Annotated in this window: 22 protein-coding genes and 1 pseudogene; 11 read left to right on the top strand and 12 right to left on the bottom strand. The window is 64.9% G+C overall.

Annotated elements, in window-relative coordinates; all coding sequences use genetic code 11:
* Together ACIBI6_RS10385 and ACIBI6_RS10390 are read right to left on the bottom strand one after the other, a co-directional pair.
* Entirely contained in the window at positions 1-939 is a 939-nt protein-coding gene (locus ACIBI6_RS10385) for a fumarylacetoacetate hydrolase family protein (RefSeq protein ID WP_364339230.1), read from the bottom strand.
* A complete protein-coding gene (locus ACIBI6_RS10390; RefSeq protein WP_364339232.1) occupies positions 936-2,069 on the bottom strand; it encodes a VOC family protein in 1,134 nt (377 codons plus the stop codon). Before ACIBI6_RS10390 ends, ACIBI6_RS10385 begins: the two co-directional genes overlap by 4 nt.
* A 107-nt stretch (positions 2,070-2,176) precedes the next feature.
* Between ACIBI6_RS10390 and ACIBI6_RS10395 the strand changes: the two genes are divergently transcribed.
* The gene (locus ACIBI6_RS10395) at positions 2,177-2,851 is read left to right on the top strand and encodes a TetR/AcrR family transcriptional regulator (RefSeq protein ID WP_364339234.1); all 675 of its coding nucleotides are present in this window, start codon (positions 2,177-2,179) and stop codon (positions 2,849-2,851) included.
* Positions 2,852-2,865: 14 nt separating this feature from the next.
* Here the strand turns inward: ACIBI6_RS10395 and ACIBI6_RS10400 are convergent, their stop codons facing one another.
* Complete coding sequence (locus ACIBI6_RS10400) at positions 2,866-3,282, bottom strand: nuclear transport factor 2 family protein (RefSeq protein ID WP_396955815.1); 417 nt, start codon at positions 3,280-3,282, stop codon at positions 2,866-2,868.
* A gap of 124 nt (positions 3,283-3,406) precedes the next feature.
* Here ACIBI6_RS10400 and ACIBI6_RS10405 point away from each other — a divergent pair, with 124 nt between their 5' ends.
* Positions 3,407-4,003: a PadR family transcriptional regulator gene (locus ACIBI6_RS10405; RefSeq protein ID WP_364339239.1), complete on the top strand. Its 597-nt coding sequence runs from the start codon at positions 3,407-3,409 to the stop codon at positions 4,001-4,003.
* 209 nt (positions 4,004-4,212) lie between these two features.
* Here ACIBI6_RS10405 and ACIBI6_RS10410 read toward each other — a convergent pair whose 3' ends face one another.
* The 5 genes from ACIBI6_RS10410 to ACIBI6_RS10430 form a co-directional block, all read right to left on the bottom strand.
* Positions 4,213-4,992: a sirohydrochlorin chelatase gene (locus ACIBI6_RS10410; RefSeq protein WP_396955995.1), complete on the bottom strand. Its 780-nt coding sequence runs from the start codon at positions 4,990-4,992 to the stop codon at positions 4,213-4,215.
* 106 nt (positions 4,993-5,098) lie between these two features.
* Positions 5,099-6,388 (bottom strand): GTP-binding protein, encoded by a 1,290-nt coding sequence (locus ACIBI6_RS10415; protein WP_364339241.1) that lies wholly within the window; start codon positions 6,386-6,388, stop codon positions 5,099-5,101.
* Position 6,389: 1 nt separating this feature from the next.
* A complete protein-coding gene (gene cysD / locus ACIBI6_RS10420; protein WP_364339243.1) occupies positions 6,390-7,319 on the bottom strand; it encodes a sulfate adenylyltransferase subunit CysD in 930 nt (309 codons plus the stop codon).
* 151 nt (positions 7,320-7,470) lie between these two features.
* The gene (locus ACIBI6_RS10425) at positions 7,471-8,205 is read right to left on the bottom strand and encodes a phosphoadenylyl-sulfate reductase (RefSeq protein WP_364339245.1); all 735 of its coding nucleotides are present in this window, start codon (positions 8,203-8,205) and stop codon (positions 7,471-7,473) included.
* 14 nt (positions 8,206-8,219) lie between these two features.
* The gene (locus ACIBI6_RS10430) at positions 8,220-10,031 is read right to left on the bottom strand and encodes a nitrite/sulfite reductase (protein ID WP_364339247.1); all 1,812 of its coding nucleotides are present in this window, start codon (positions 10,029-10,031) and stop codon (positions 8,220-8,222) included.
* Positions 10,032-10,470: 439 nt separating this feature from the next.
* On the opposite strand from ACIBI6_RS10430, the gene ACIBI6_RS10435 reads away from it, so the two are divergent.
* The 7 genes from ACIBI6_RS10435 to ACIBI6_RS10465 all read left to right on the top strand — a co-directional run bounded on the left by ACIBI6_RS10435 (position 10,471) and on the right by ACIBI6_RS10465 (position 17,013).
* Positions 10,471-10,860, top strand: a complete 390-nt coding sequence (locus ACIBI6_RS10435; protein WP_396955816.1) for an SgcJ/EcaC family oxidoreductase — start codon at positions 10,471-10,473, stop codon at positions 10,858-10,860.
* Between the two features lie 44 nt (positions 10,861-10,904).
* The gene (gene hemW, locus ACIBI6_RS10440) at positions 10,905-12,107 is read left to right on the top strand and encodes a radical SAM family heme chaperone HemW (RefSeq protein ID WP_396955817.1); all 1,203 of its coding nucleotides are present in this window, start codon (positions 10,905-10,907) and stop codon (positions 12,105-12,107) included.
* A 157-nt stretch (positions 12,108-12,264) separates the two neighbouring features.
* The gene (locus ACIBI6_RS10445; RefSeq protein ID WP_364339252.1) at positions 12,265-12,480 is read left to right on the top strand and encodes a hypothetical protein; all 216 of its coding nucleotides are present in this window, start codon (positions 12,265-12,267) and stop codon (positions 12,478-12,480) included.
* 241 nt (positions 12,481-12,721) lie between these two features.
* Positions 12,722-13,522 (top strand): alpha/beta hydrolase, encoded by an 801-nt coding sequence (locus ACIBI6_RS10450; protein WP_364339254.1) that lies wholly within the window; start codon positions 12,722-12,724, stop codon positions 13,520-13,522.
* Positions 13,523-13,990: 468 nt separating this feature from the next.
* Entirely contained in the window at positions 13,991-15,022 is a 1,032-nt protein-coding gene (hrcA, locus tag ACIBI6_RS10455) for a heat-inducible transcriptional repressor HrcA (RefSeq protein ID WP_364339256.1), read from the top strand.
* A 92-nt stretch (positions 15,023-15,114) separates the two neighbouring features.
* On the top strand, positions 15,115-16,269 hold the full coding sequence (gene dnaJ, locus ACIBI6_RS10460) for a molecular chaperone DnaJ (RefSeq protein ID WP_364339258.1): 1,155 nt from the start codon (positions 15,115-15,117) through the stop codon (positions 16,267-16,269).
* 3 nt (positions 16,270-16,272) lie between these two features.
* Entirely contained in the window at positions 16,273-17,013 is a 741-nt protein-coding gene (locus ACIBI6_RS10465; RefSeq protein ID WP_364339261.1) for a 16S rRNA (uracil(1498)-N(3))-methyltransferase, read from the top strand.
* Here the strand turns inward: ACIBI6_RS10465 and ACIBI6_RS10470 are convergent.
* A pseudogene (locus ACIBI6_RS10470) lies at positions 16,993-18,114 on the bottom strand (hypothetical protein); the annotation flags it as partial. The gene ACIBI6_RS10465 and the pseudogene ACIBI6_RS10470 overlap by 21 nt on opposite strands.
* On the bottom strand, positions 18,114-19,046 hold the full coding sequence (locus ACIBI6_RS10475; protein ID WP_364339263.1) for a metal-dependent hydrolase: 933 nt from the start codon (positions 19,044-19,046) through the stop codon (positions 18,114-18,116). The gene ACIBI6_RS10475 and the pseudogene ACIBI6_RS10470, both read right to left, overlap by 1 nt.
* Positions 19,047-19,273: 227 nt before the next feature.
* Here ACIBI6_RS10475 and ACIBI6_RS10480 point away from each other — a divergent pair, with 227 nt between their 5' ends.
* Positions 19,274-19,900 (top strand): TetR/AcrR family transcriptional regulator, encoded by a 627-nt coding sequence (locus tag ACIBI6_RS10480; protein WP_364339266.1) that lies wholly within the window; start codon positions 19,274-19,276, stop codon positions 19,898-19,900.
* Positions 19,901-19,971: 71 nt separating this feature from the next.
* On the opposite strand, the gene ACIBI6_RS10485 is transcribed toward ACIBI6_RS10480, so the two are convergent.
* Positions 19,972-20,253 (bottom strand): hypothetical protein, encoded by a 282-nt coding sequence (locus tag ACIBI6_RS10485; RefSeq protein WP_396955996.1) that lies wholly within the window; start codon positions 20,251-20,253, stop codon positions 19,972-19,974.
* On the opposite strand from ACIBI6_RS10485, the gene ACIBI6_RS10490 reads away from it, so the two are divergent.
* Positions 20,216-20,347: a hypothetical protein gene (locus ACIBI6_RS10490; protein ID WP_396956005.1), complete on the top strand. Its 132-nt coding sequence runs from the start codon at positions 20,216-20,218 to the stop codon at positions 20,345-20,347. The two genes, ACIBI6_RS10485 and ACIBI6_RS10490, sit on opposite strands and share 38 nt — an antisense overlap.
* Positions 20,348-20,613: 266 nt before the next feature.
* Here the strand turns inward: ACIBI6_RS10490 and ACIBI6_RS10495 are convergent, their stop codons facing one another.
* Positions 20,614-21,828: an MFS transporter gene (locus ACIBI6_RS10495; RefSeq protein ID WP_364339273.1), complete on the bottom strand. Its 1,215-nt coding sequence runs from the start codon at positions 21,826-21,828 to the stop codon at positions 20,614-20,616.
* Positions 21,829-21,846 lie beyond the last annotated feature (18 nt).

Genomic DNA, 21,846 nt, shown 5'->3' on the forward strand with positions numbered 1-21,846 from the left:
TCACCGTGCGTACCGCACAACCGTGCGCTGGCGACCCAGGTCGATCGCGCCGTCATCGGTGGCCACGGTGGCCTCGATGACATCGCCGTCGCGCAGATACTTAGGGTTCTTGGCCTGACCCTTGAAGAACAGCTTCCACTTCGTCGCCGCCGGGAGCAGGGAGGCGATGATCTCGACCGGCTTCGGTGGGGCACTGATCGCGGTGCCGATAGGGGTGCCGGTTAGCAGCAGATCGCCCGCATCGAGTCGCTGGAATCGGGTCAGCGCCTGCAGTGTCTCGACGGGGGAGTAGATCATATCGGCGACCGTCATGTCCTGGCGCACTTCACCATTGACCCACAGCCGCAACCGCAGATCGGTGAATCGCTTCAGCTCGTCGGCATCGAGCAGCACCAGCGCCGGACCGACCGGTGTAAAGGTCGGATACGACTTCGCCTCGTAGAACTGGGTTTTCGGCAATTGCACATCGCGTGCCGAAACATCATTGGTCACAACGAGACCGGCGACGTAATCGCCGATATTTTCGGCGGTGATGGCGGTCCCGACCGGCATCACCTTACCGAAGACCAGTCCGATCTCCACCTCGTAATCCAGCAGCCGCACATGCGCGGGCCGGATGACATCGTCGAGCGGGCCGCTGATCGAACCCGAGGATTTGCGGAAGAACGTCAACGGTACGGTCTCCGGGTCTGCGCCCGAATCCCGCACGTGGGACGCGAAATTCGTCATCTGTGCGACCACCCGGCACGGTGCGGTCACCGGTGACACCAGCGCGAGGCTCTCGACAGGGACGATCTCGGTACTCGATGCACTCGCCGCCAGCGCCTGCCGGTCGGCGAGCAACTGACCGGTGGTGGTCGCCGCGGTATCCACCCGCGCGGCCCCAGCCGGCGTCGATACCCACCAGGCGTCGGCGGTTCGGAGAACGGAAATGGTCATGAGTTGGCAACTTTCAGTAGACCGCGTAGGCGGTGCAGATCGAATTCGTTGTCGGCACGCAGCGCGTCGAATACGCCGCGCAATTCGCGGACCGATTCCCGGCCGGGTTTGAGGCCGAGGAAGTCCTTGGTGGCGGGCGGTCCCCATTGGGCCAGCCCGGATGCGGTCATCGGCGCCCAGCCGGGCTCCAGCGTGGAGTCGAACATGTCGCCATCGCTGAAGTGCTCGACCAGGAACCCGTCCGGGTCGCGCCAGTAATCGAATATCTGGCTGCCCTGGATATGCCTGCCGATACCCCACGACCGGTGGTACCCGTGGTCGAGCAGGTATTCCCCGCCCGCCGCCAGGGCATCTAGGTCGGCGACCTGATAGGCGGAGTGCACATACCGGTTGACCGGGCCGAGCACCAGCGCGAGCGTGTGATGGTCGGCGGGGGTGCGGCCGCGGTCACAACGGATGAAGCTCATGATCGGGCCGCGGTCACGTTGTTTCGGGTAGTAGAGGAAATCGCTGACGATCAGGCCCAGGTGTTTCAGGTACCAGTCGAGCGTCTCCCGGTAGCGGGTCGTCTGCACCACCACATGCCCGAGCCGCTGCACCTTCGCGGGTTCGCGCGTCGGGCGTTGGGTCTGGTTGGCGCGCGGCGTTTCGTGGCCGAAATTGAAGGTGTGTGGCTGCTGGGCGGGCAGGGCGGCGAGCACATGGGTATCGGCGACCACCCGCACCCGCAATCCGCTCGGGTCCGGCAGGTCCACGGCGACGCCACCGATGCTCTCCGGCAGCGGTACCGGCTCGGGTCCGTTGGCCTGGGCGAGCCGGAACAGGTCCGTCGAACCTGCCGCTTGGAATGCGGGACCGATGAACCTCGACCGGCTGCCCCGGCGGATGACCACACACGGCGCACCCGGGTCGGTGCCACGCAACTGCAGTTCGTCCGCGGTGCGCAGCACGGTTGTGAAACCGAACGCGCAAGCGAAGATTTCGGCGGCAGCCAGGTCGGGCTTCTCGAACTCCAGCCACGCCAGGTCGTGCACCTTGATGATCGGATTCCTGGCCCGCCCCGGATGCTCGCCCGGTGCGGCGCCGAACTCGCTGTGCAGACCCGTATGCGGGTCATGCTGGTCGATCATCGCCCTCTCCCTTCGCTAACTGAATATATCGTCACTTACGAGTGCATATTCAGTCAAGAGGTGCTGAGGAATTCGTCATTACTGACTCGACGAGCTAGGATGACGGGATGGACCAGGGAGAGGCGATGGGCGAGCAAACCGGTACCGAACTCAATCGCTTGGAGCGGCGCAAGGCACGCACCCGGGCAGCGCTGGTCGGTGCGGCTCAGTCCTTCCTCGCCGCCGGGAAACCGAATGTGCCGATCCTGGAGATCACCCAGGCGGCTGATGTCGGGATGGGGTCGTTCTACAACCACTTCGAAAGTCGCGAGGATTTGTTCCGCGCCGCGATCGAGGAGGCGCTCGATCGACACGGCTCAACCCTCGACATGCTGACCGAGGGGATGGACGATCCCGCGCATATCTTCGCGCAGAGTTTTCGGTTGACCGGGCGCCTGCACCGCAGAAGTCCCACGTTGAGCAAGGTGCTGCTCAATCACGGTCTGGCTCTGGTCAGTTCCACGAAGGGCCTCGCGCCCCGCGCGCGCCGCGATATCGAGGCCGCGGTTCGCGCGGGACGGTTCCAGGTTCGCGATGTGGAATTGGCCATGACCATCGTCGCAGGTGCCTCGCTATGCCTGGGTCAGCTCCTGCACGACAAACCGGAACGCGACGATGCCGCGGCCGCGGACGAGGTCACCGAGGATCTGCTGCGCATGTTCGGCATTCCCGCAGACGAGGCGCGCGAGATCTGTCAGCGGCCCCTGCCGCCGATCGACGCACTGCCGGACACTGCGGCCTGAATCTCCGAAGCCGCTCAGGCTTCGGTCGCCGCACGCTGCAGTTGCTCGGTGGCCTCGGCCTTGATCCGCTCGAACTGCTCGCCCATCCGCGCGGCCAACGCCTGCGCGGCCGACAGTGGACGCACCATCACCATGAAGTCATCGATCTTGCCGTGTTCGTCGAAATGCAGGAAGTCGCAGCCGGTGAGCTGCTTGCCGTCGACGGTGGCCTCGAAGACGAAGGCATGGTCGCGGCCGTTCGCGTCGGCGATCTCGCGCACGTAGCGGAAGTCCTCGAAGACGCGGATGACGGCGCGCAGAATGGCCGCGGTGATCGCCTTGCCCGGATACGGCTTGAACGCGACCGGACTGGTGAAGACCACGTCATCGGCCAGCAGTGCCTCGATAGCGGTCCCGTCGCGGGCCTCCACGGCTGCGCGGAAGGGATGCATAACTCCACCTGTCATAGTCAATTATTTGCTTATCAAGTTCGAACAGTATCGGCGTACGCGAATCGCTGTCCAGTGTTGATTAGACAATAATTTGAATAATCATCGAAAGTGGTAACGTGAGCGGATGGCGTTACGTGACGCGGTGCTGGCCGCTCTGCTGGAAGGGGAGGCGTCCGGCTATGACCTGGCCAAGGGCTTCGACGCCTCGGTGGCCAACTTCTGGATGGCGACGCCCCAGCAGCTGTACAAGGAACTCGAGCGGATGGCCGCCGACGGCCTGATCGAGACTCGGGTGGTGCAGCAGGAGCGTCGCCCGAACAAGCGTCTGCATGCCATTACCGCGGCCGGGCGCGCCGCGTTGCATACCTTCATCGCCGAGCCCGCCAAGCCGACCGCCGTTCGCGACGAATTGATGGTCAAGGTGCAGGGCATGGACACCGACAACGCGCCGACCGTGCGCGCTGCGGTGGCCGAAAAGCTGGCATGGTCGAAGGCGAAATTGGCCCGCTACGATCGCCTACGCGCCCGCTTACTCGACGGACGCAGCGAGCAGGCGTACCTGGCCGAGGCCGAGCGCATCGGCCCCTACCTGACGTTATTGCGCGGAATCTCCTTCGAGCAGGAGAACATTCGCTGGGGAGAGTTTGCGCTTGCCGCCATCGACCGGCGCATTGCTGCGGGACCCGCGACGGCCGATCTGGACGCGATCGCCCCGCGGTGAGGTAGATATTCGGTGCAGTGGTCCTGCGCGGCGAGCAGGGCGCGTTCCGCCGGGGCCCGGCGTGCGGTGTGCCGGAATTCGCGGGTGCGCAGTCCCGTGCGGGTATGTCGAATTCAGCGATCGCTGGCCGGAGCGGCGGGTTAGCGTGCGGCGCTGAGTCGTACGAGAAGTGATTGTCCGAACGGAACTGCTCCGAGACCGTTCGAAGATCAGGCGGACAGGCTCAATGTAGCGCTGAGCGCGGTGTCGTAACGGTCCCAAACAATTTCGGTAAACGCCGTATCCGGCCCGATGGCCTGCGCATGCACCACATCGGGCGCAGCGGCCACCAGGCGATCGGTGAGCAGCCCCGGCGCGAGGAACCACGGCGCCACCAGCACCTCTTCGGCACCCCTTGCGCGCAAACGCGAAATCGCTTGGGTGACAGAGGGTTCGGTGGTCGCGAAGCAGATCTCGGTAAGCCAGCCGGTCATTCTCGCGAGCTGTCGCGCAACCTCGCTGGTCCGTGCATTCGCCGCTGCCGATGCCGCCCCAACCGCCGCTACGACGACTCCGAGCGGCCGCCTGCCACCCGCCGGTTCCAGCGCAGCCGAAGTGCGGTCGCGGAGGGTGGTGATGAGCCGCGGGTCCGGTCCGAGAACATCGGCTTGGGTGAGCACGAGCTGTGGGTGGTCGGTGCGGGCAGCGGCGAGCAATCCGGGGAGATCGACTCGCGCGTGATAAGCGCTGCCCAGCAGCAGCGGTGCCACAACGGCATGCGTATGTCCTTGCACAGCAACGGCCTTCGCGACCTGCTCGACCGATGGCGCATTCAGATCGAGGAATGCGAGCCGCACATCGATATCCGGCCGGGCGGCGGCGATATCGGCGACGACCGCCGACATGGTCGCGGGCGAGCGCGGATCCCGACTGCCGTGCGCCACCGCGATGAGCGCCGGTCTTGGGTGTGCATATCCGCTGATCGGGCTAACACGAACAGGCCCGAACATCGGTCTATTCGGTCCGCGCCGGTGACCCGATAGGCGCTCCAGCTCCGCCCACATGGACCCGCCCGGCAGCCACGCCACCGAGCCGATACCGCCGGGCGAATTCACCTCAGACTCCGACCTCGACCGCGGTCAGCACGTCACCGACCAGACCGGCCGCGAGGGTATTGCCGCCCGCCGGATCGATGAGCAGGAAGCTGCCGGTATGCCGGTTGACGCGGTAGTCGTCGGCCGCGATCGGCTCGGCGACGCGCACGGAGATGCGGCCGATATCGTTGAGCGTCAACGACTCCGGGCTCGCCTGCGCGGTCAGATTCTGCTCGTCGAACCGCTCGACGAGCGCGCCGACGATCGCCTGCGTGGTGCGGGTGCCGTGCTTGAGCAGCAGTCGCGCGCCGGGACGCAGCGGCTTATCGCCGAGCCAGCAGACGGTCGCGTCGAAGGAGTCGATCGGCTCCGGCGCATCGGCGGGAGAGGCGATGATGTCACCGCGCGAGATGTCCACATCGTCGGCCAGGATCAGCGTGACGCTGCGGCCGACCTGTGCGACGGCAAGCTCACCATCGGGGGTATCGACCCGCTCGACCGTGGAGCGAATGCCCGAGGGCAGCACCACGATTTCGTCGCCCGGCGAAACCGAGCCCGCCGCGATCTGGCCCGCGTAGCCGCGGTAGTCCGGGTATTCGGCGGTGCGCGGACGAATCACGTACTGCACCGGGAAGCGCAGGCCGAGCGCATGCTCACCCGAACTGTCGGCATCCACCGGCACCGATTCGAGGTGCTCGATCAGCGAAGGCCCGTCGTAGTAAGCGGTGTTCGCCGAGCGCGAGGCGATATTGTCACCATGCAGCGCGGAGACCGGAATCTCCAGCACATCCTCGCTGGCCCAGCCGAGTGTGCTGGTGAGGGTATTGAATTCGGCCGAGATCGCGGCGAATACGGTCGCCGGATCATCGACCAGGTCGATCTTGTTCACCGCGAGCACCAGCTTGGGCACGCCGAGCAGTGCGAGTACCGCGGCATGCCGACGGGTCTGCTCGATGACGCCCTTGCGCGCGTCGACGAGCAGGATCACCAGCTGCGCGGTGGACGCGCCGGAGACGGTATTGCGGGTGTACTGCACATGCCCGGGCGTATCCGCGAGCACGAAAGACCGCTTGGGCGTTGCGAAGTAGCGGTAGGCGACATCGATGGTGATGCCTTGCTCGCGTTCCGCGCGCAGCCCGTCCACGAGCAGCGAAAGATCCGGCGTGGCAAGACCTTTGTCCACCGACGCGCGGGTGACGGCGTCGATCTGGTCGGCCAGTACGGATTTCGTATCGTAGAGCAGCCGTCCGACCAGGGTGGACTTACCGTCGTCGACAGAACCGGCGGTGGCCAGCCTCAGTAGGTCGGACATATCAGAAATATCCCTCTCTCTTGCGGTCTTCCATGGCGGCCTCGGACACTCGGTCGTCGCCGCGGGTGGCGCCGCGTTCGGTCAATCGGGACGCGGCCACCTCGGCGAGAATCGCCTCGTTATCGGTCGCGTCGGAAAGAATTGCGCCGGTGGATGATCCGTCGCCGACGGTGCGGTAGCGCACCGAACGGGTCTCCAGTACCTCGCCGTCGCGCGGGCCGCCCCAGACACCGGGCGTCATCCACATGCCGTCGCGCTGATAGACCGGACGCTCATGCGAGTAGTAGATGCTCGCCAGATCGATATCCTCACGCGCGATGTAGCGCCAGATATCGAGTTCGGTCCAGTTGCTCAGCGGGAACACCCGGACGTGCTCGCCGGGAGCGTGCTTGCCGTTGTACAGATTCCACAGCTCGGGTCGCTGCCGCTTCGGATCCCACTGCCCGAAGGCGTTGCGCAGCGAGAAGATTCGCTCCTTGGCGCGCGAACGCTCTTCATCGCGACGACCACCGCCGAAGACCGCGTCGAAGCGGTGCTCGGTGATGGCGTCCAGCAGCGGAACTGTCTGCAGCGGATTGCGGATACCGTCCGGGCGCTCGGTGAGCCGACCGTCGGCCAGGTAGTCCTCGACCTTCGCGACATGCAGTCGCAGGCCATACTTTTCGACTATCTTGTCGCGGAATTCGAGAACCTCGGGCAGGTTGTGCCCGGTGTCGACGTGCAGCAGCGCGAAGGGCAGCGGCGCGGGCCAGAAGGCCTTGAGCGCCAAGTGCAGCAGCACCGTGGAATCCTTACCGCCGGAGAACAGGATCACCGGCCGCTCGAATTCGCCTGCCACCTCACGGAAGATGTGGATCGACTCCGACTCCAACGCCGCGAGGGTGTCGAAATCGGTGATGCCCAAGGAACGTGCGCTGATGGTTTCGGTCATGCTGTGTCCTTCTTTGCATGCCCGAGGGGCCCTCCGTGGTTACGCAGGCTGCCTCCTCCGGGCCCTGACTCGGTCATGCTGTGTCCCATTTCTGCATGCCCGAGGGGCCCTACGTGGTTACGCAGGCTGCCTCCTCCGGGCCCTGACTCGGTCATGCTGTGTGCAACCCGCATTCGGTCTTGGCGAGGCCGGCCCAGCGGCCGCTTCGCGGATCGGAACCCGGCTGTGGCTTCCGTGTGCACGGAGCGCAGCCGATGGACGGATATCCCTCTTCCACCAGGGGATTGACGAGGATGCCGTGCTGTTCGATATAGGCCTGCATCTCGTCATCGGACCAGGCGGCGATCGGGTTGATCTTCACCAGCCCGAACGCCTCGTCGAACGAGATGAGCGGGGCATTGGCCCGGGTCGGGGCTTCCACGCGGCGGATGCCGGTGACCCAGGCGTTGTAGCCGCCGAGCGAGCGCTGCAGCGGCACAACCTTGCGCAACCGGCAGCATTCACCGGCATCACGCGCGAACAAATCCTTGCCGAGCAGCTGATCCTGTTCGGCCACAGTGTTTTCCGGCCGCACATTGATCACATTCACGCCGTATACGGCCTCAACCGCATCGCGGGTGCCGATGGTCTCGGCGAAGTGGTAGCCGGTATCCAGGAACAACACATCCACACCCGAATGCACTTGGGCGGCAAGGTGAACCAGGACGCCGTCCTGCATATTCGAGGCGACGATGTAGCCGGTGCCGAAGGTGTCCTCGGTCCATCGCAGCAAATCCAGTGCGGTGGCATCGGGCCCGAGTTCGGCCGCGCCTTTTTCGGCGATCGCCCGCAACTCGTCTTCGGACAGCTTCGCGGGCAGGTCCGCCGTTACTTGATCTGTTGTCACGCTTGGTCTCCCATTCACCGAAGGTCGGCCTCGTCGGCACGAACGGCCCACTGGGCGAACCGTTCGCCGTCCTCGCGGTGCTTGATGAAGTTGCGCACCACCCGTTCGATGTAGTCACCGAGCTCGTTGGTGGTCACCTTGTGCTGACGCAGTTTGCGACCGAAGGCGCTGTCGAAGCCGAGGCTGCCACCGAGATGAACCTGGAAACCCTCGACATGATTCCCGGAGCCGTCATCGATCAGCTGACCCTTGAAGCCGATATCGGCGACCTGCGCACGCGCGCAGGAGTTCGGGCAGCCGTTGATATTGATGGTCACCGGAACATCCAACTGCGCATTGAGATCCGCGAGCCGCTCCTCCAACTCCGGCACCAGCGCCTGGGACCGCTTGCGGGTCTCGGCGAAGGACAGTTTGCAGAATTCGATTCCGGAGCAAGCCATCAGGTTCCGGCGCCACAGCGACGGACGTGCCTGCAGCCCAAGGGGTTCCAGCTCGTCGATCAGTGCGTCGACCTTATCGTCGGCGATATCGAGAACGATCAGCTTCTGGTACGGGGTGAACCGGATCCGGTCCGAACCGTACTTCTCGGCCGCCTCGGCGACCTTGGTCAGCACGGTGCCCGAAACCCGGCCCGCGATGGGGGAGAACCCGATCGCATTGAGCCCGTTGCGCAGCTTCTGCACGCCGACGTGATCGATCGGCTTCTTGGGCTGCTCCGGCGCCGGACCGTCGATCAGCTTGCGCTTCAGGTACTCGTCTTCGAGCACCTGACGGAACTTCTCGATGCCCCAGTCCTTGATCAGGAACTTCAACCGGGCCTTGGTGCGCAGGCGGCGGTAGCCGTAATCGCGGAAGACCGAGACGACGGCCTCCCACACATCGGGAACCTCCTCCAGCGGCACCCATACGCCGACGCGCTGGGCGAGCATCGGATTCGTCGACAGACCGCCGCCGACCCACAGATCCAGCCCCGGGCCGTGCTCCGGGTGATTCACCCCGACGAACGCGACATCGTTGATCTCGTGCACCACATCCTGCTGGCCCGAGATCGCGGTCTTGAACTTGCGCGGCAGATTGGAGTATTCCTTCTTGCCGATGTAGCGGCGCACGATCTCGTCGATCGCGGGGGTCGGGTCGATGACCTCGGTCAGCGATTCACCGGCCAGCGGCGAGCCGAGCACGACACGCGGGCAGTCGCCGCACGCCTCGGTGGTCTCGAGGCCGACGCCTTCGATCCGCTTCCAGATCTCGGGGACGTTCTCGACCTCGATCCAGTGGTACTGGACATTCTCGCGATCGGACAGGTCGGCGGTGTCGCGGGCGAATTCGGTGGAGATCCCGCCGAGGGTCTTCAGTTGCGCGACATTCAATGCGCCGCCATCGCAGCGGATTCGCATCATGAAGTACCTGGCTTCGAGAATGTCGATGTTCTCGTCACCGGTCCAGGTGCCGTCGTAGCCCTGTTCGCGCTGGGTGTAGAGACCCCACCAGCGGAACCGGCCGCGCAGATCGCCCTTGTCGATGCTGTCGAAGCCTTGCTTGGAGTAAATGTTCTCGATCCGGGCCCGGACATTGAGCGGGTTGTCGTCCTTTTTGGACTGCTCGTTCGGGTTCAGCGGCTCGCGGTAGCCGAGCGCCCACTGGCCCTCGGCCTTGCGGCGCACCGGCTTACCCGTGCGGACCCGCGGGCCCGTCGCTGCCTCGGTCCGGGGACGATCCGGACGGACGCGTCGTTCGGAGGCCGGGCGGACCGGCCGCGCGTGCTGCCCAGGCCGGGATTCCGGCTGGGGCTGATCCGTTGGACCGGCGTCGGTGCTCGACGTCATGGGGTCGCTCCTGCAGGGTGGGGGTACATCCGTGCTGAAGACGTGAGGGGCTGACTCACGCCTGCGGTGTCAGCGGGCCGATGTCCGTCGAAATCGGGAGATCACCGGGCAAACCCGGGAATGCGCGCCGCTGAGCTACCGGTGGGAACCGGGCAGACAGCAGGCACTGCAGACGCGCTTGTAGTCGACGTGGCGACGTGCCACAAGTCGTACTCCAGATCCGCGCATGCGGCTATTGTGCCACGTCAGAGTGGCCCTTCCGACCGCGCGGCCATATTTCCCGCGAAATCGAGGGAAATTCCCTGGACTATGCGAGCTGATTGTGACGGCTGTCATACTTAGCGGCCTGAATGCGTCGCATGATTCGTCAAGATCGTCGCCGGTGAACCGGGTCACTCGGATTGACCTCGAGTTGGGTTCAGGTAGCAAGCTCTGGGGCATGAGCACCGATACCGATCTCGACGCCATCCGCGAGGTTGTCGCCACCATCCAGCACTCCCAGCAAAACGAGCTCGTCGACGAATTCGTCGGCCTGTTCCGCGAGGATGCGATTTGGACGACCGGAGGCGGCAAACGCCTGTTCGGCCGCGCGGCCGTCGCAGAGTTCACCGCACGGGTGCTGCCGGGTGCGATGCGGGACGGTACCGCGACCTACGAGGTCGAGCACGTGCTTTTCATCCGGCCGGACGTCGCCGCGGTCAAGGTGGTCCAGCGGTACTTCGACGGGGACGGTCAGTTGTCCGGTCAGGGTTCGCCGATGTACGTCATGGCCAAGGAAGACGGCCGCTGGCTGCTCACCGCCAACCAGAACACCGTGGTCGCCGACTGAACCCGCCCGCAACGGTCGAGGGGAGCGGCGGTCACACTGGAGGGGTGAGTTCCATCGCCCCGATCGAAACCGAAGCGCCTGCCCTGGTGCTGCGCGACTTCGGCGGCGGCCCGTTCGGGATTTACATCCACGTGCCGTTCTGTGCCACACGCTGCGGGTATTGCGATTTCAACACCTATACCGCGGGTGAGCTGGGCACCTCGGCGTCGCCGCAGTCCTGGCTCGCGGCGCTGCGCGGTGAGTTGGCGACGGCGGCCGAACGGTTCGCTGCGCTGCCGACCGCCACGCCCGAGGTGGCGACGATCTTCGTCGGCGGTGGCACGCCGTCACTGCTCGGTGGTGACGGCTTGGCGGATGTATTGGACTCGGTGCGCGCGAACTTCACCCTCGCGGCCGATGCCGAGGTGACTACCGAATCCAATCCGGAGTCGACTTCATCACAGTTCTTCGAACGCATTCGCGCGGCCGGGTTCACCCGGGTCTCGCTCGGCATGCAATCCGCGGCCCAGCACGTGCTGAAGGTATTGGACCGCACCCATACGCCGGGCCGGGCGGTGGCCGCTGCGAAAGAAGCACGCGCTGCCGGATTCGAGCATGTGAATCTCGACCTGATCTACGGCACGCCGGGCGAACGTGACAGCGATCTGGACGCGAGCCTGGACGCGGTGCTGAACGCGGGCGTCGACCATGTCTCGGCCTATTCGCTCATCGTCGAGGACGGCACCGCACTGGCCCGCCGCGTGCGCCGCGGCGAACTTCCCGCCCCCGACGACGATGTGCTGGCCGCCCGCTACGAACGCATCGACTCACGTCTCGATGCCGCGGGCCTCACCTGGTACGAGGTCTCCAATTGGGCCGCAGGCGATTCCGCGCGCTGTCGGCACAACCTCGGCTACTGGGACGGCGGTGACTGGCTCGGTGCGGGCCCCGGCGCGCACAGTCACGTCGGCGGGGTCCGCTGGTGGAACGTCAAACACCCTGCGCGCTATGCCGATACCGTCGCGCACGGCGGTTTCCCGGCCGCGGGCTGGGAAGTCCTCACCGCCGACGAGCAGCACACCGAACGTGTCATGCTCGCCATCCGCCTGCGCACCGGTCTGCCGCTGAACGAATTGGCCTCAATGGAATCCGCCGCCGCAACCCGAATCATCGCCGACGGTCTGGCAGTTCGCTCCGGTGACCGTCTGGTCCTCACCGACCGTGGCCGCCTACTCGCCGACGGCGTCGTCCGAGACCTCCTGACCTGAGCGTATTCCGATCTTCGCGCGTGGTGTATCGCCGGGCCCGGCTCGGCGCGGCATAGTGAATTCTTCCCACTTCACTGCCGCGTCGATAGGACGCTGCCCGTTGCGCTATCACAGATCGGTAAAGACGCGTAGGCTGCGGATCAACCCAAGGAGTCCTATGCCAACGGCACGACACATCACCCTTATCTCCGAGCAGAGCGAGTTCGCCGAGGCGCGGGCAGCGGAGAAGGCCGAAACTGCGCGGCAGTGCGCGATAGCGGCCCGGACGGTCGCCAGTCACTCCCAGGACGCGGCTGATTGCGAGTCCTTACTCGCCATGCTCGGCCTCGATGCGCTGGCGGGCAAGATGGCAAGAACCGGGTCCGAGCTGTAGCTGCGGGTCCGTCGCGGTGGCGTGCCGTCGCTCGTAGGGTGAGATTCCGCAGCGACGGCTGCTCCCGGGCGTTGATACACGCCCGAATATGGGCGGCTGATGATCTGTCGCGAATGGTCGTAGTGGGCGTTCGTCCCCACGCGGTGTAACCGACCTGGCGGTCCGGTTATCTGTTGGTGCTCGGCAAAAGGTGACAACATCAAGAGCCGACAGCTATCAACGACCGACAGGCAGGACTCAGATGAATATCACCCGTATTCTCCGCGCCTGCATCGCGGCGCTCATCTCAGCTTTTACACCCGTGCTCGTGGCCGCGCCCGCGACCGCCGAACCCTTCCCGACGATCGTGCTCGTGCACGGCGCCTTCGCCGATACCACGAGTTGGAACGGCGTAGCCGCGACGCTGCGCGACCACGGTTACCAGGTGGTGGTTCCCGACAATCCGCTGCGCGGCCCTGCCTACGACGCCGCGGCCATCCAGCGAACCCTCGACACCGTCTCCGGACCCGTTGTCCTGGTGGGCCATTCGTATGGCGGCTTCGTCATCAGCAATATCCACGACACGAAAGTTCAAGCGCTGGTATACATTGCGGCCTTCGCGCCGGTACAAGGCGAATCCGCACTCCTCGAAATCAACCCCATCAGCTTCCCCGGCAGTCAGTTGCTGCCCCCGGCGCTCCAGGTGCGCCTCGTCGACGATCCAAATGGCGTGGCAGGCAGGAACCTCGACGGCTACGTGGCCCCCGAATACTTCAACTCCGTCTTCGCCCAAGACGTATCCCCCGAAGTAGCCGCCGACATGATCGCCCACCAACACTCCCTGGCCGTATCCGCCAACCTCGAACCCTCGGGCGCCCCCTCCTGGTCCTCGACCCCCAGCTGGTATCTCGTCTCAGCCGACGACCGCGTAATTCCCCCTGCCTCCCAACGCTTCATGGCAAACCGCATGGGTGCGCATATGTCGGAGATCGGCGCCTCCCACGCCTCCTTGGTCTCCCATCCCAACGAGGTCGCCGCTGTAGTAGAGAGTGCGGCCCGCTGACGGCTCCGGAAGCGTCCGCAGATTGCTCAGCACCGGCGTCCGCTCCTGGGCTCCGCCATCGAGGCGAGTCTCATGGTGGTTCGCCCCGCCTTGACCACGACCACTTGATTCGACTCGGCGCACACGCATGAGCGCTACCAGGTGTTGCTGCGCCGTTCCTCCGAGGCTTTTGGAGGGCGCGCGGTCGATCCATCTGGTGATTTGGGAGGTTGTTCGCGGCTTTCGAATCCCCCTGTGACGCTGCCTGCGGCGAGAGTAGCGGTCGGATCTCGCTCCGGCGCAACGTCAGTCGGCCCCGAGGAGACCTGGGTCACAAGCGTCCATGGTGTGCGAACGGGCAATTGTCGAGTAGGCAATTAGACTGGATAAACAGACGTACCAAGTAACCTGCATCGAATTCGGGTCGATGCGGACGGTGCGCACGTGACCGTTACGACCTACCCGAGTACGAGCGAGGAGGTGGGGCCCATGTCGAGCACCGAAGATCGGCGCTTCGAGGTCCTGCGTGCGATCGTCGCGGACTATGTCTCGACCAAGGAGCCGATCGGGTCGAAGACCCTGGTGGAGCGGCACAATCTCGGGGTATCCAGCGCGACGGTCCGCAACGATATGGCGGTGTTGGAGGCTGAGGGCTACATCACCCAGCCGCACACCAGTTCCGGTCGCATTCCGACCGATAAGGGCTACCGGCAGTTCGTCGACCGCATTTCCGAGGTGAAGCCGCTTTCGCCGGCCGAGCGCCGGGCGATCATGGAATTCCTGGAGTCCGGTGTCGATCTCGACGACGTGCTGCGCCGCGGTGTCCGGCTGCTTGCTCAGCTGACCCGCCAGGTCGCGGTCGTTCAGTATCCGACGGTGTCGGCCTCCACGGTCCGCCACATCGAGGTGGTCGCGCTGAATCCGGCTCGGTTGCTGCTGGTCGTGATCACCGATACCGGTCGCGTCGACCAGCGTCTGGTGGAACTCGGCGCGCTCATCGATGACCAGGACCTCGCCGCACTGCGGGGCATGCTCGGTGGCGCGATGGATGGCAAGCGCCTGTCCGACGCCTCCGCGGCCGTCGCCGAACTGCCCGAGCGGGCGCCGGTGCGCCTGAGGGATGTGCTGGTGCGCGTCTCGACCGTGCTCGTCGAGACCCTGGTGGAGCATCCGGAGGAGCGGTTGGTCCTGGGCGGCACCGCCAATCTGACCCGCAATGCCGCCGACTTCGTTTTCCCTGGTTCGCTACGTGATGTGCTCGAGGCATTGGAAGAGCAGGTGATAGTGCTGAAGCTGCTCGCCGCCGCACAGCATCCGGGTACCGTCACGGTGCGCATCGGCGAGGAGACGCAGGTCGAGCAGATGCGCGGAACCTCGGTGGTGTCGACCGGCTACGGTGCTGCGGGTGCGGTGCTCGGCGGTATGGGCGTGCTCGGTCCGACCCGAATGGACTATCCGGGAACGATCGCATCGGTCGCGGCCGTTGCCCGTTATATCGGTGAGGTGCTCGCGGAGCGCTGAGGGCCCCCGCCGCTGATACGCTCGATTCTTCGGCGGATAAAGTTGAGTGCATCCGACTAATGCTGTTGCAAACCAAGGACTAGAGAACTCAAGTGGCACGGGACTACTACGGACTGCTCGGCGTCGCGAAGAACGCGACCGACCAGGAGATCAAGCGCGCCTACCGCAAGCTTGCGCGGGAGCTCCACCCCGACGTCAACCCCGACGAGGCGGCGCAGGCCAAGTTCAAGGACGTGTCGGCCGCCTACGAGGTGCTGTCGGACCCGGAGAAGCGGCGCGTCGTCGATATGGGCGGCGACCCGTTGGAATCCGGTGGTGGCGGAGCGGGCTTCTCCGGCGCCGGTTTCGGTGGGCTCGGCGACGTCTTCGAGGCCTTCTTCGGCGGTATGAGCGGCAGCACCGGCGGGACGCGCAAGCCGCGCGGCCGGGTGCAGCCCGGCGCGGATTCGCTGCTGCGGACCCGGCTCAGCTTGGCCGAATGCGCGGTCGGTGTGACCAAACACCTGACCGTCGACACCGCCATCCTCTGCGATATCTGCCACGGCGCCGGCACCAACGGCAAGTCCAAGGCGGTGCGCTGTGAAACCTGTGGTGGTGCGGGTGAGGTCCAGTCGGTGCAGCGTTCGTTCCTCGGTCAGGTGCTGACCTCGCGTCCGTGTCCGACCTGTCGTGGTGCGGGTGAGACCATTCCCGATCCGTGCCACAAGTGCGGCGGCGACGGCCGGGTGCGGGCGCGTCGCGAGATCGCCGCGCCGATTCCGGCCGGTGTCGCCAATGGCATGCGGGTGCGGCTGGCCGCACAGGGCGAGGTCGGTCCCGGTGGTGGGCACGCGGGCGATCTATATGTGGAGATCGTCGAGCAGCCGCACGATGTCTTCGTTCGCGACGGCGATGATCTGCACTGCACCGTCCGGGTGCCGATGGTGGATGCCGCACTCGGCACCACCGTTGTCATCGACACCATCCTGGACGGCCCGACCGAGCTGACCATTCCGCCGGGCACCCAGCCGGGTGAGATCTCGGTGCTGCGCGGCCACGGCATGCCGCGGCTGCGCTCCGGTGCACGCGGTGATCTGCTCGCGCATCTGGACATCGTGGTGCCGACCAAACTCGACGCCAAGACCACCGATCTGTTGCGCAAGTACAAGGGCATGCGCACCGGTGAACGCGCCGAGGTGATGTCGGCGCAGTCCGAGCACAACAGCGGCCTGTTCGCCCGGCTGCGAGCGTCGTTCAGCGGGCGATAGCCGTTGGCCGCCACGGTCTTCTATCTTTCCGATATTCCGCAGCCGGGTGCCATCGCGGTGCTGGACGGGCCGGAGGGACGCCATGCCGCGACGGTCCGCCGCATCCGGGTCGGCGAGCCGATTACGCTGTCCGACGGTTCCGGTCTGCTCGCAGCGTCGGAAGTCGTTGCAGCGCAGAAGGATCGGCTCGAGCTGAAGGTGCTCGACCGGGTGCTCGCCGCGCCTGCGACGCCGCGGGTGACTGTCGTGCAGGCGCTGCCGAAGTCCGACCGTTCGGAGCTGAGCGTCGAGCTGATGACCGAGGCCGGCGCCGATGTCATCATCCCGTGGCAGGCCGCGCGCTGCATCGCAAACTGGGAAGCCAAGGCGGGCAAGGCCGTTGAGAAATGGCGCGCCGCTGCCCGCACGGCAGCCCGGCAGTCCCGCCGTGCCTATATCCCCGAGATCGCAGACCTGCACCGCACCCGCGACCTGCTCGACAAGATCCGCGCGGTCGTCGCCGCGGGTGGAATCGCGGTGGCACTACACGAATCCGGCACCGCCCGCTTCGTCGAGCTGCCTTTCGATAAGGCCACCGAAATCCTGCTCATCGTCGGCCCAGAAGGCGGTCTAGACGACTCCGAGCTCACCGCCTTCGCTGGTGCGGGCGCCGACGTAACCCTGCTCGGTCCCACCGTCTTGCGCACCTCCACTGCCGCCGCCGTCGCCCTCGGCGCCTTGGGTGCGTTGACCTCCCGCTGGTAGCCGGTCGGGGCGGTACGGCACCGTGAAGATCGCGAACACGCAGAGTGTTGCGACCGCGAAGCACGCCAGCGCGTACCAGAGATTCCCGATGGGGTCGCCATTACTCGTCGAACCGTCGACGGCAGCGAAGTAATCGGGCAGCGCGGTCACCCAGAGCAATGCCATCACGCCCAGATAGACGACGCTGTAAATTCGCACGAAGCCGTTCGAGTAATCCGAGTGGTCGTCTCGTAGCCGCAGCCACTGTCGAGTGAGAACCGGAATCGCGACGATGCTGACGATGACCAATTCGGCCGCATAGAGGAATCCACGCACCGAGGTGCTACCGGCACCGAAAACCGTTGCCGGGATGGGCAATACGCCGGTTCCCAAAGACCCGAGGATACCGATGACGACGGTGCGCCACACCAATTGCGGTCCGGAGAAGCTGCGCCCTTGGTCGACATGGCGACCGACGAACAACTGGACGAAGAACGCCAGCGACATCGGCCACAGCGCGGCGAATACCACCACGCTCGGTAGCGGTACCGAATCGAACATCGGTTGATTGAGCGAGTTTTCGATCGACCACTCCCACCAGCGCAGCTGCGGTCCGAGATGGTCGAAGATCTCATAGAAGCCGTGGTGTACGAAGCCCACGCAGACCGCGCCGACGAGAACGCCGTATCGACGGAAAACGCCGAGCATTCGAACGATTTCGAAGGCCAATGTGGCCATCAATGGATAGATCGCCACGATATAGAGGGGGAGTCGACCCCAGAGGAAATCCACGGTGAAGACGTTGTGCGCGAACATGGTGTCGACATGTTCGTCGATGCCGAAGGCTGCGGGGAAGTACAGCGGCGGTTCGATAATGAACAGGTACGCCGTCGCACCGAACCAGACCACGAGATTGGTGGGATCGCCGTGCCGACGCAACCGCACAATCGCGTAGATCAGTGCCAGCACCGCGCCGAGGACGATGGTGAACTCCAGCACCGGCAGCGTCCAGTTCTCCAATGCGAACGGATTTCGCACCTCGACGAGTCCACCGGCCTCCTGACAGGAAAAGCCGAGCGCCTTCGCGAGTTCGTCGAAGGTGGGTGCGCAATGATCGGCCATCAGTCCCCCTGCGCTGCGACGGTATCGGCGGTGTACCAGTGCGATACGTCGTAACCGGCGTTATAGCGTTCGAACCACACATCGGCGAGTGCGGGAAGTTTCTCGTGATCCGGATTGTGCTTGGGCAATTGACTGCGGACGATGCCGACCATCGCGACCAGTTGTTCGCCGAGTCGTAGATCGTCGAACGCGCGCGACATCGGACCGTTGTCCTCGACGGGCAGTCGCAACAACTTCCGCAGCTTCTGCTTACTCCGGTGCGTCGCAAACATCGCCAGTGCATCGATGCGCCGATCCTCCTGCGGCACATGCTTATTGAATCCCGCGCAGGCCACCTTGATGACCTTCATGACGTGCCGGAAGATCGACGGAGCCATGCGCATGCGGTAGGCGTCGCTGCCGACAATGGAATCGAAGATGATCAGCGCAGAACTGCGATGTTCGACTTCCTCGACGAAGTGCCAGATGAACAGCGATGCGACCCGGTCGTCTCCGGGACGGAAGAGAGTCGAATCATTGTCGAGCATCAGTTTGAACACCGGGGTGAAGGTGGCCTCCAGGTCGGCGGTGTAGGCGAGCCGATACTCCAGGGAGGTGTTCACGGTGAGTCGGTCGAATTCCGCGATTACTTCGTTGAGAGTCTCTTGGAGCCCGGGGTATCGCCTGATCAGAGCGTTGGCGTGCTGGCGGTGGGCGGTCGAGTGCTGCCCCTCCTGACGCACGAACGCGTCGGCTTCCTCCGCGACCTCGGGATCGGTTATCCGCGGCATGGCCTCGCGAATCATATTGACGATCATCTTCTCGAAGCCGATCGCCAGGAAGGACACCGCATTGGCCATGGACGAGAAGGCCGGATTCTGTTCGTTCCACAAGAACGGAACGTCGTAGTCCGCGAATGCGAATCGCATCTTTCGGATTTGTAGATCGGTCACTTGGCTGTACCTCGTGTTTCGAAAGGGGGCTGTAGCCGTGTTCGGACACGCCGAAGCTTCGATGAGTGATCATACATAAATCGGCTCGAGTGTATGATGAGAATTGCTCGGGCTGGGCAAAGATCGCCCTGTGGTAGCGTCGAGTCCCTGATCAGGACGGTCGGCGGGGTTGTCCCGCTGTCGGTTTCGCACGCGACGGACATTGGTTCGAGCCGAGGAAGCGAGCAGTGGCAGGAAGGCGTGGGTGGGGCGGGAGCCCGCCGGACAGCGATGAAGAAGCGTCCCGTCGAATAGTCGCCGCCGCGGTCGATCTCATCGGACGGACGGGTTCGGAGATCAGCATTGCCGACGTCGCGGAGTCGCTGGGGGTCATCCGTCAGACGGTGTATCGATACTTCCCCAGTTCGGACGCGCTGATGCAGGCTGCGGCGATCGCTTCGGTCGATGGTTTCCTGGATCGGCTGACACAGCAGGTCAGCGGCATCGAGGACCCGGTCGAAGCCATGACCGAGGGCGTGGTCTACACGCTGGCCGAGGTGCGTCGGACGCCCCACCTGGGCATTCTGCTTTCGAGCACATATTCGAATGTGCACCCCGAAAGCCTTACCTCCCAAGAGGCGCAAACCTTCGGCATGACGATGATCAAACGCTTCGACGTCGATTGGGAGCGGTACGGATACGACGACACATCGCTGCACGAACTCGTCGAATACATTCTGCGAACGATGCAGTCGTTCTTCGTTTCTCCGGGCAATCCGCCACGGAGCGACGGTGAGCTGCGTCGATATTTACGACGCTGGATGGGAGCCGCGATCATCGCGCAACGGAAGCCGAACGGACGACGCGGGGGCTGACCCGGTTGTTGCGGTGTGTCGGGGCGTGCTGCCATTCGACTGCGGTCGTCGCGGGCCGACCCTCGATTGGGTCAGCGCTGCCACGGGCCGTTCGGCGCGCCGGGGGCGGGCTGCTGCTGCCAGGGGGTGTTGGGTGCGCCGGGGGCGGGCCACTGTCCGTTAGGGCCTGGGGAAGGCTGCTGGTACTGGGCGGAACCCATTTTCTCGGCGTTGGCGCGTGCGATTAGGCCGGTGACTTGGGGTACGGCGAGGGGTGTCGATGCGCCGCACCAAGTGCATTCCATGTAGTGCTTGTTACCGAGTGGGAGGATCGGGATGAAGAAGACTGTGAATGTGGTGGCGAGTCTGCGCAGCGCGTGCGCGGCGGGGTTGCCGCAGCGGCCGCAGAGCAAGGTGATCATGGCGAGCGTGTGGAGACGCCTCTGCCAGCCGAAGATCAGCATGTGAAACCCCCGAAGAAAGAGAATCTGATGTCGGTCACAGTAGTTGATCGGCCAAGCGACCTATCTAGTTAACAGGCGGCCACCTCTGCGGTTGGCGCATATGGCCCGAACCCTGTGGTGTTATCAGTGGAGCGGTATCTGGCGACATTGCTATTCGATTGCTGAAACGTCCGAACTCAGGTGCGTACAGCCCGTTCGCCCTAGGCTCCGAGATCATTGGCCTGCGACCCCGCGGTCATGAGCGCCGACACCGCAGGTGACTGTCGGATATCACGCCGTCGGCGCGGCGCATACTTCGGAAGCGGCAACGGTTTCGACTCCGCTGCGAGCGTGAATCGTCAAGTACCACACCAGAACTGCGGCCACGACCAGCAGCGCCCCGACGCAGGCCGCCAGACCGACCCATCCTCCCTTCGCATATGCGATGCCTGCCGTACCACCGATGATGGCGCTTCCGAGGTAATAGGTGAACAGGTACAGCGACGATGCGGCGCCACCGGGAGCTATCGCGCCGACCCAGGTGCTCGCCACCGCGTGGGCACCGAAAAACCCTGCGGTGCAAAGGCTTATCCCCAAGATGACCGCGATCAACTGGTCCGGAATGGTGACCAGTATTCCGATGCCCATCAGTGCGACGGAGGCCGCGAGCACACGGTGCTTACCGATCCGATCGGCCCAACGCCCTGCCGCGGCCGAGGCGATCGTGCCTGCCAGGTACAGCAGGAACACCGAGCCCGCAACGGCCGCAGGCAATTCGAACGGCGGCCGGGTCAGCCGATAGCCGAGGAAGTTGTAGATCGATACGAATCCGCCGACCAATACGAAGGCCAACCCGAACAGCGCGAGCAGCCCGCCGTGCCGCAACGGCGCGCCGATATCGCGCAGCACGGTGCGCATTCCGGCGGGTCGGGCGACGAACCCACGCGACGGCGGCAACCCACGCACGAACCAAACGGTGCAACCGGCCGCCGCAACGCCAACCGCGGCCTCGGCCCAGCGCCACGAGGCCAGATCCAAAGCGAATGCCGGAATCAACCGCCCGGACAACCCGCCGATCGACGTGCCCGCGACATAGACGCCCATCGCCGCGCCCAACCCGTCCCCACTGATCTCCTCCGCCAAATACGCCATCGCGACGGCAGGCACTCCGGCCAACGCCACGCCCTGCAGCGCCCGCCCCGCCAGCAGCACCTCCAGCGATGGACTCAACGGCAGCAGCAGACCGATGGCCGCAGACATCACCGCCGACCCCGTCATCACCCTGGTCCGTCCGATCCGTGCGGACAACGCACTGACCGGCACGATCGCCAACGCGAGAAACCCGGTGGTCAACGACACGGCCAGCGCGGCCTGCGCCGGGGCGACTCCGAATGCGGCCGACAGGCTCGGCAGCAACGCCTGCGCGCTGTACATCGACACGAAGGTGGCCAGCCCTGCGGCGAACAGCGCTGTAGTGATCCGACGTTCGTGCGATGTGCTGGTCATGGCACCAGGATCGAGACT

Origin of the sequence: Nocardia sp. NPDC050412 (genome assembly GCF_044458825.1) — a bacterium.
Taxonomy (GTDB): Bacteria; Actinomycetota; Actinomycetes; order Mycobacteriales; family Mycobacteriaceae; genus Nocardia.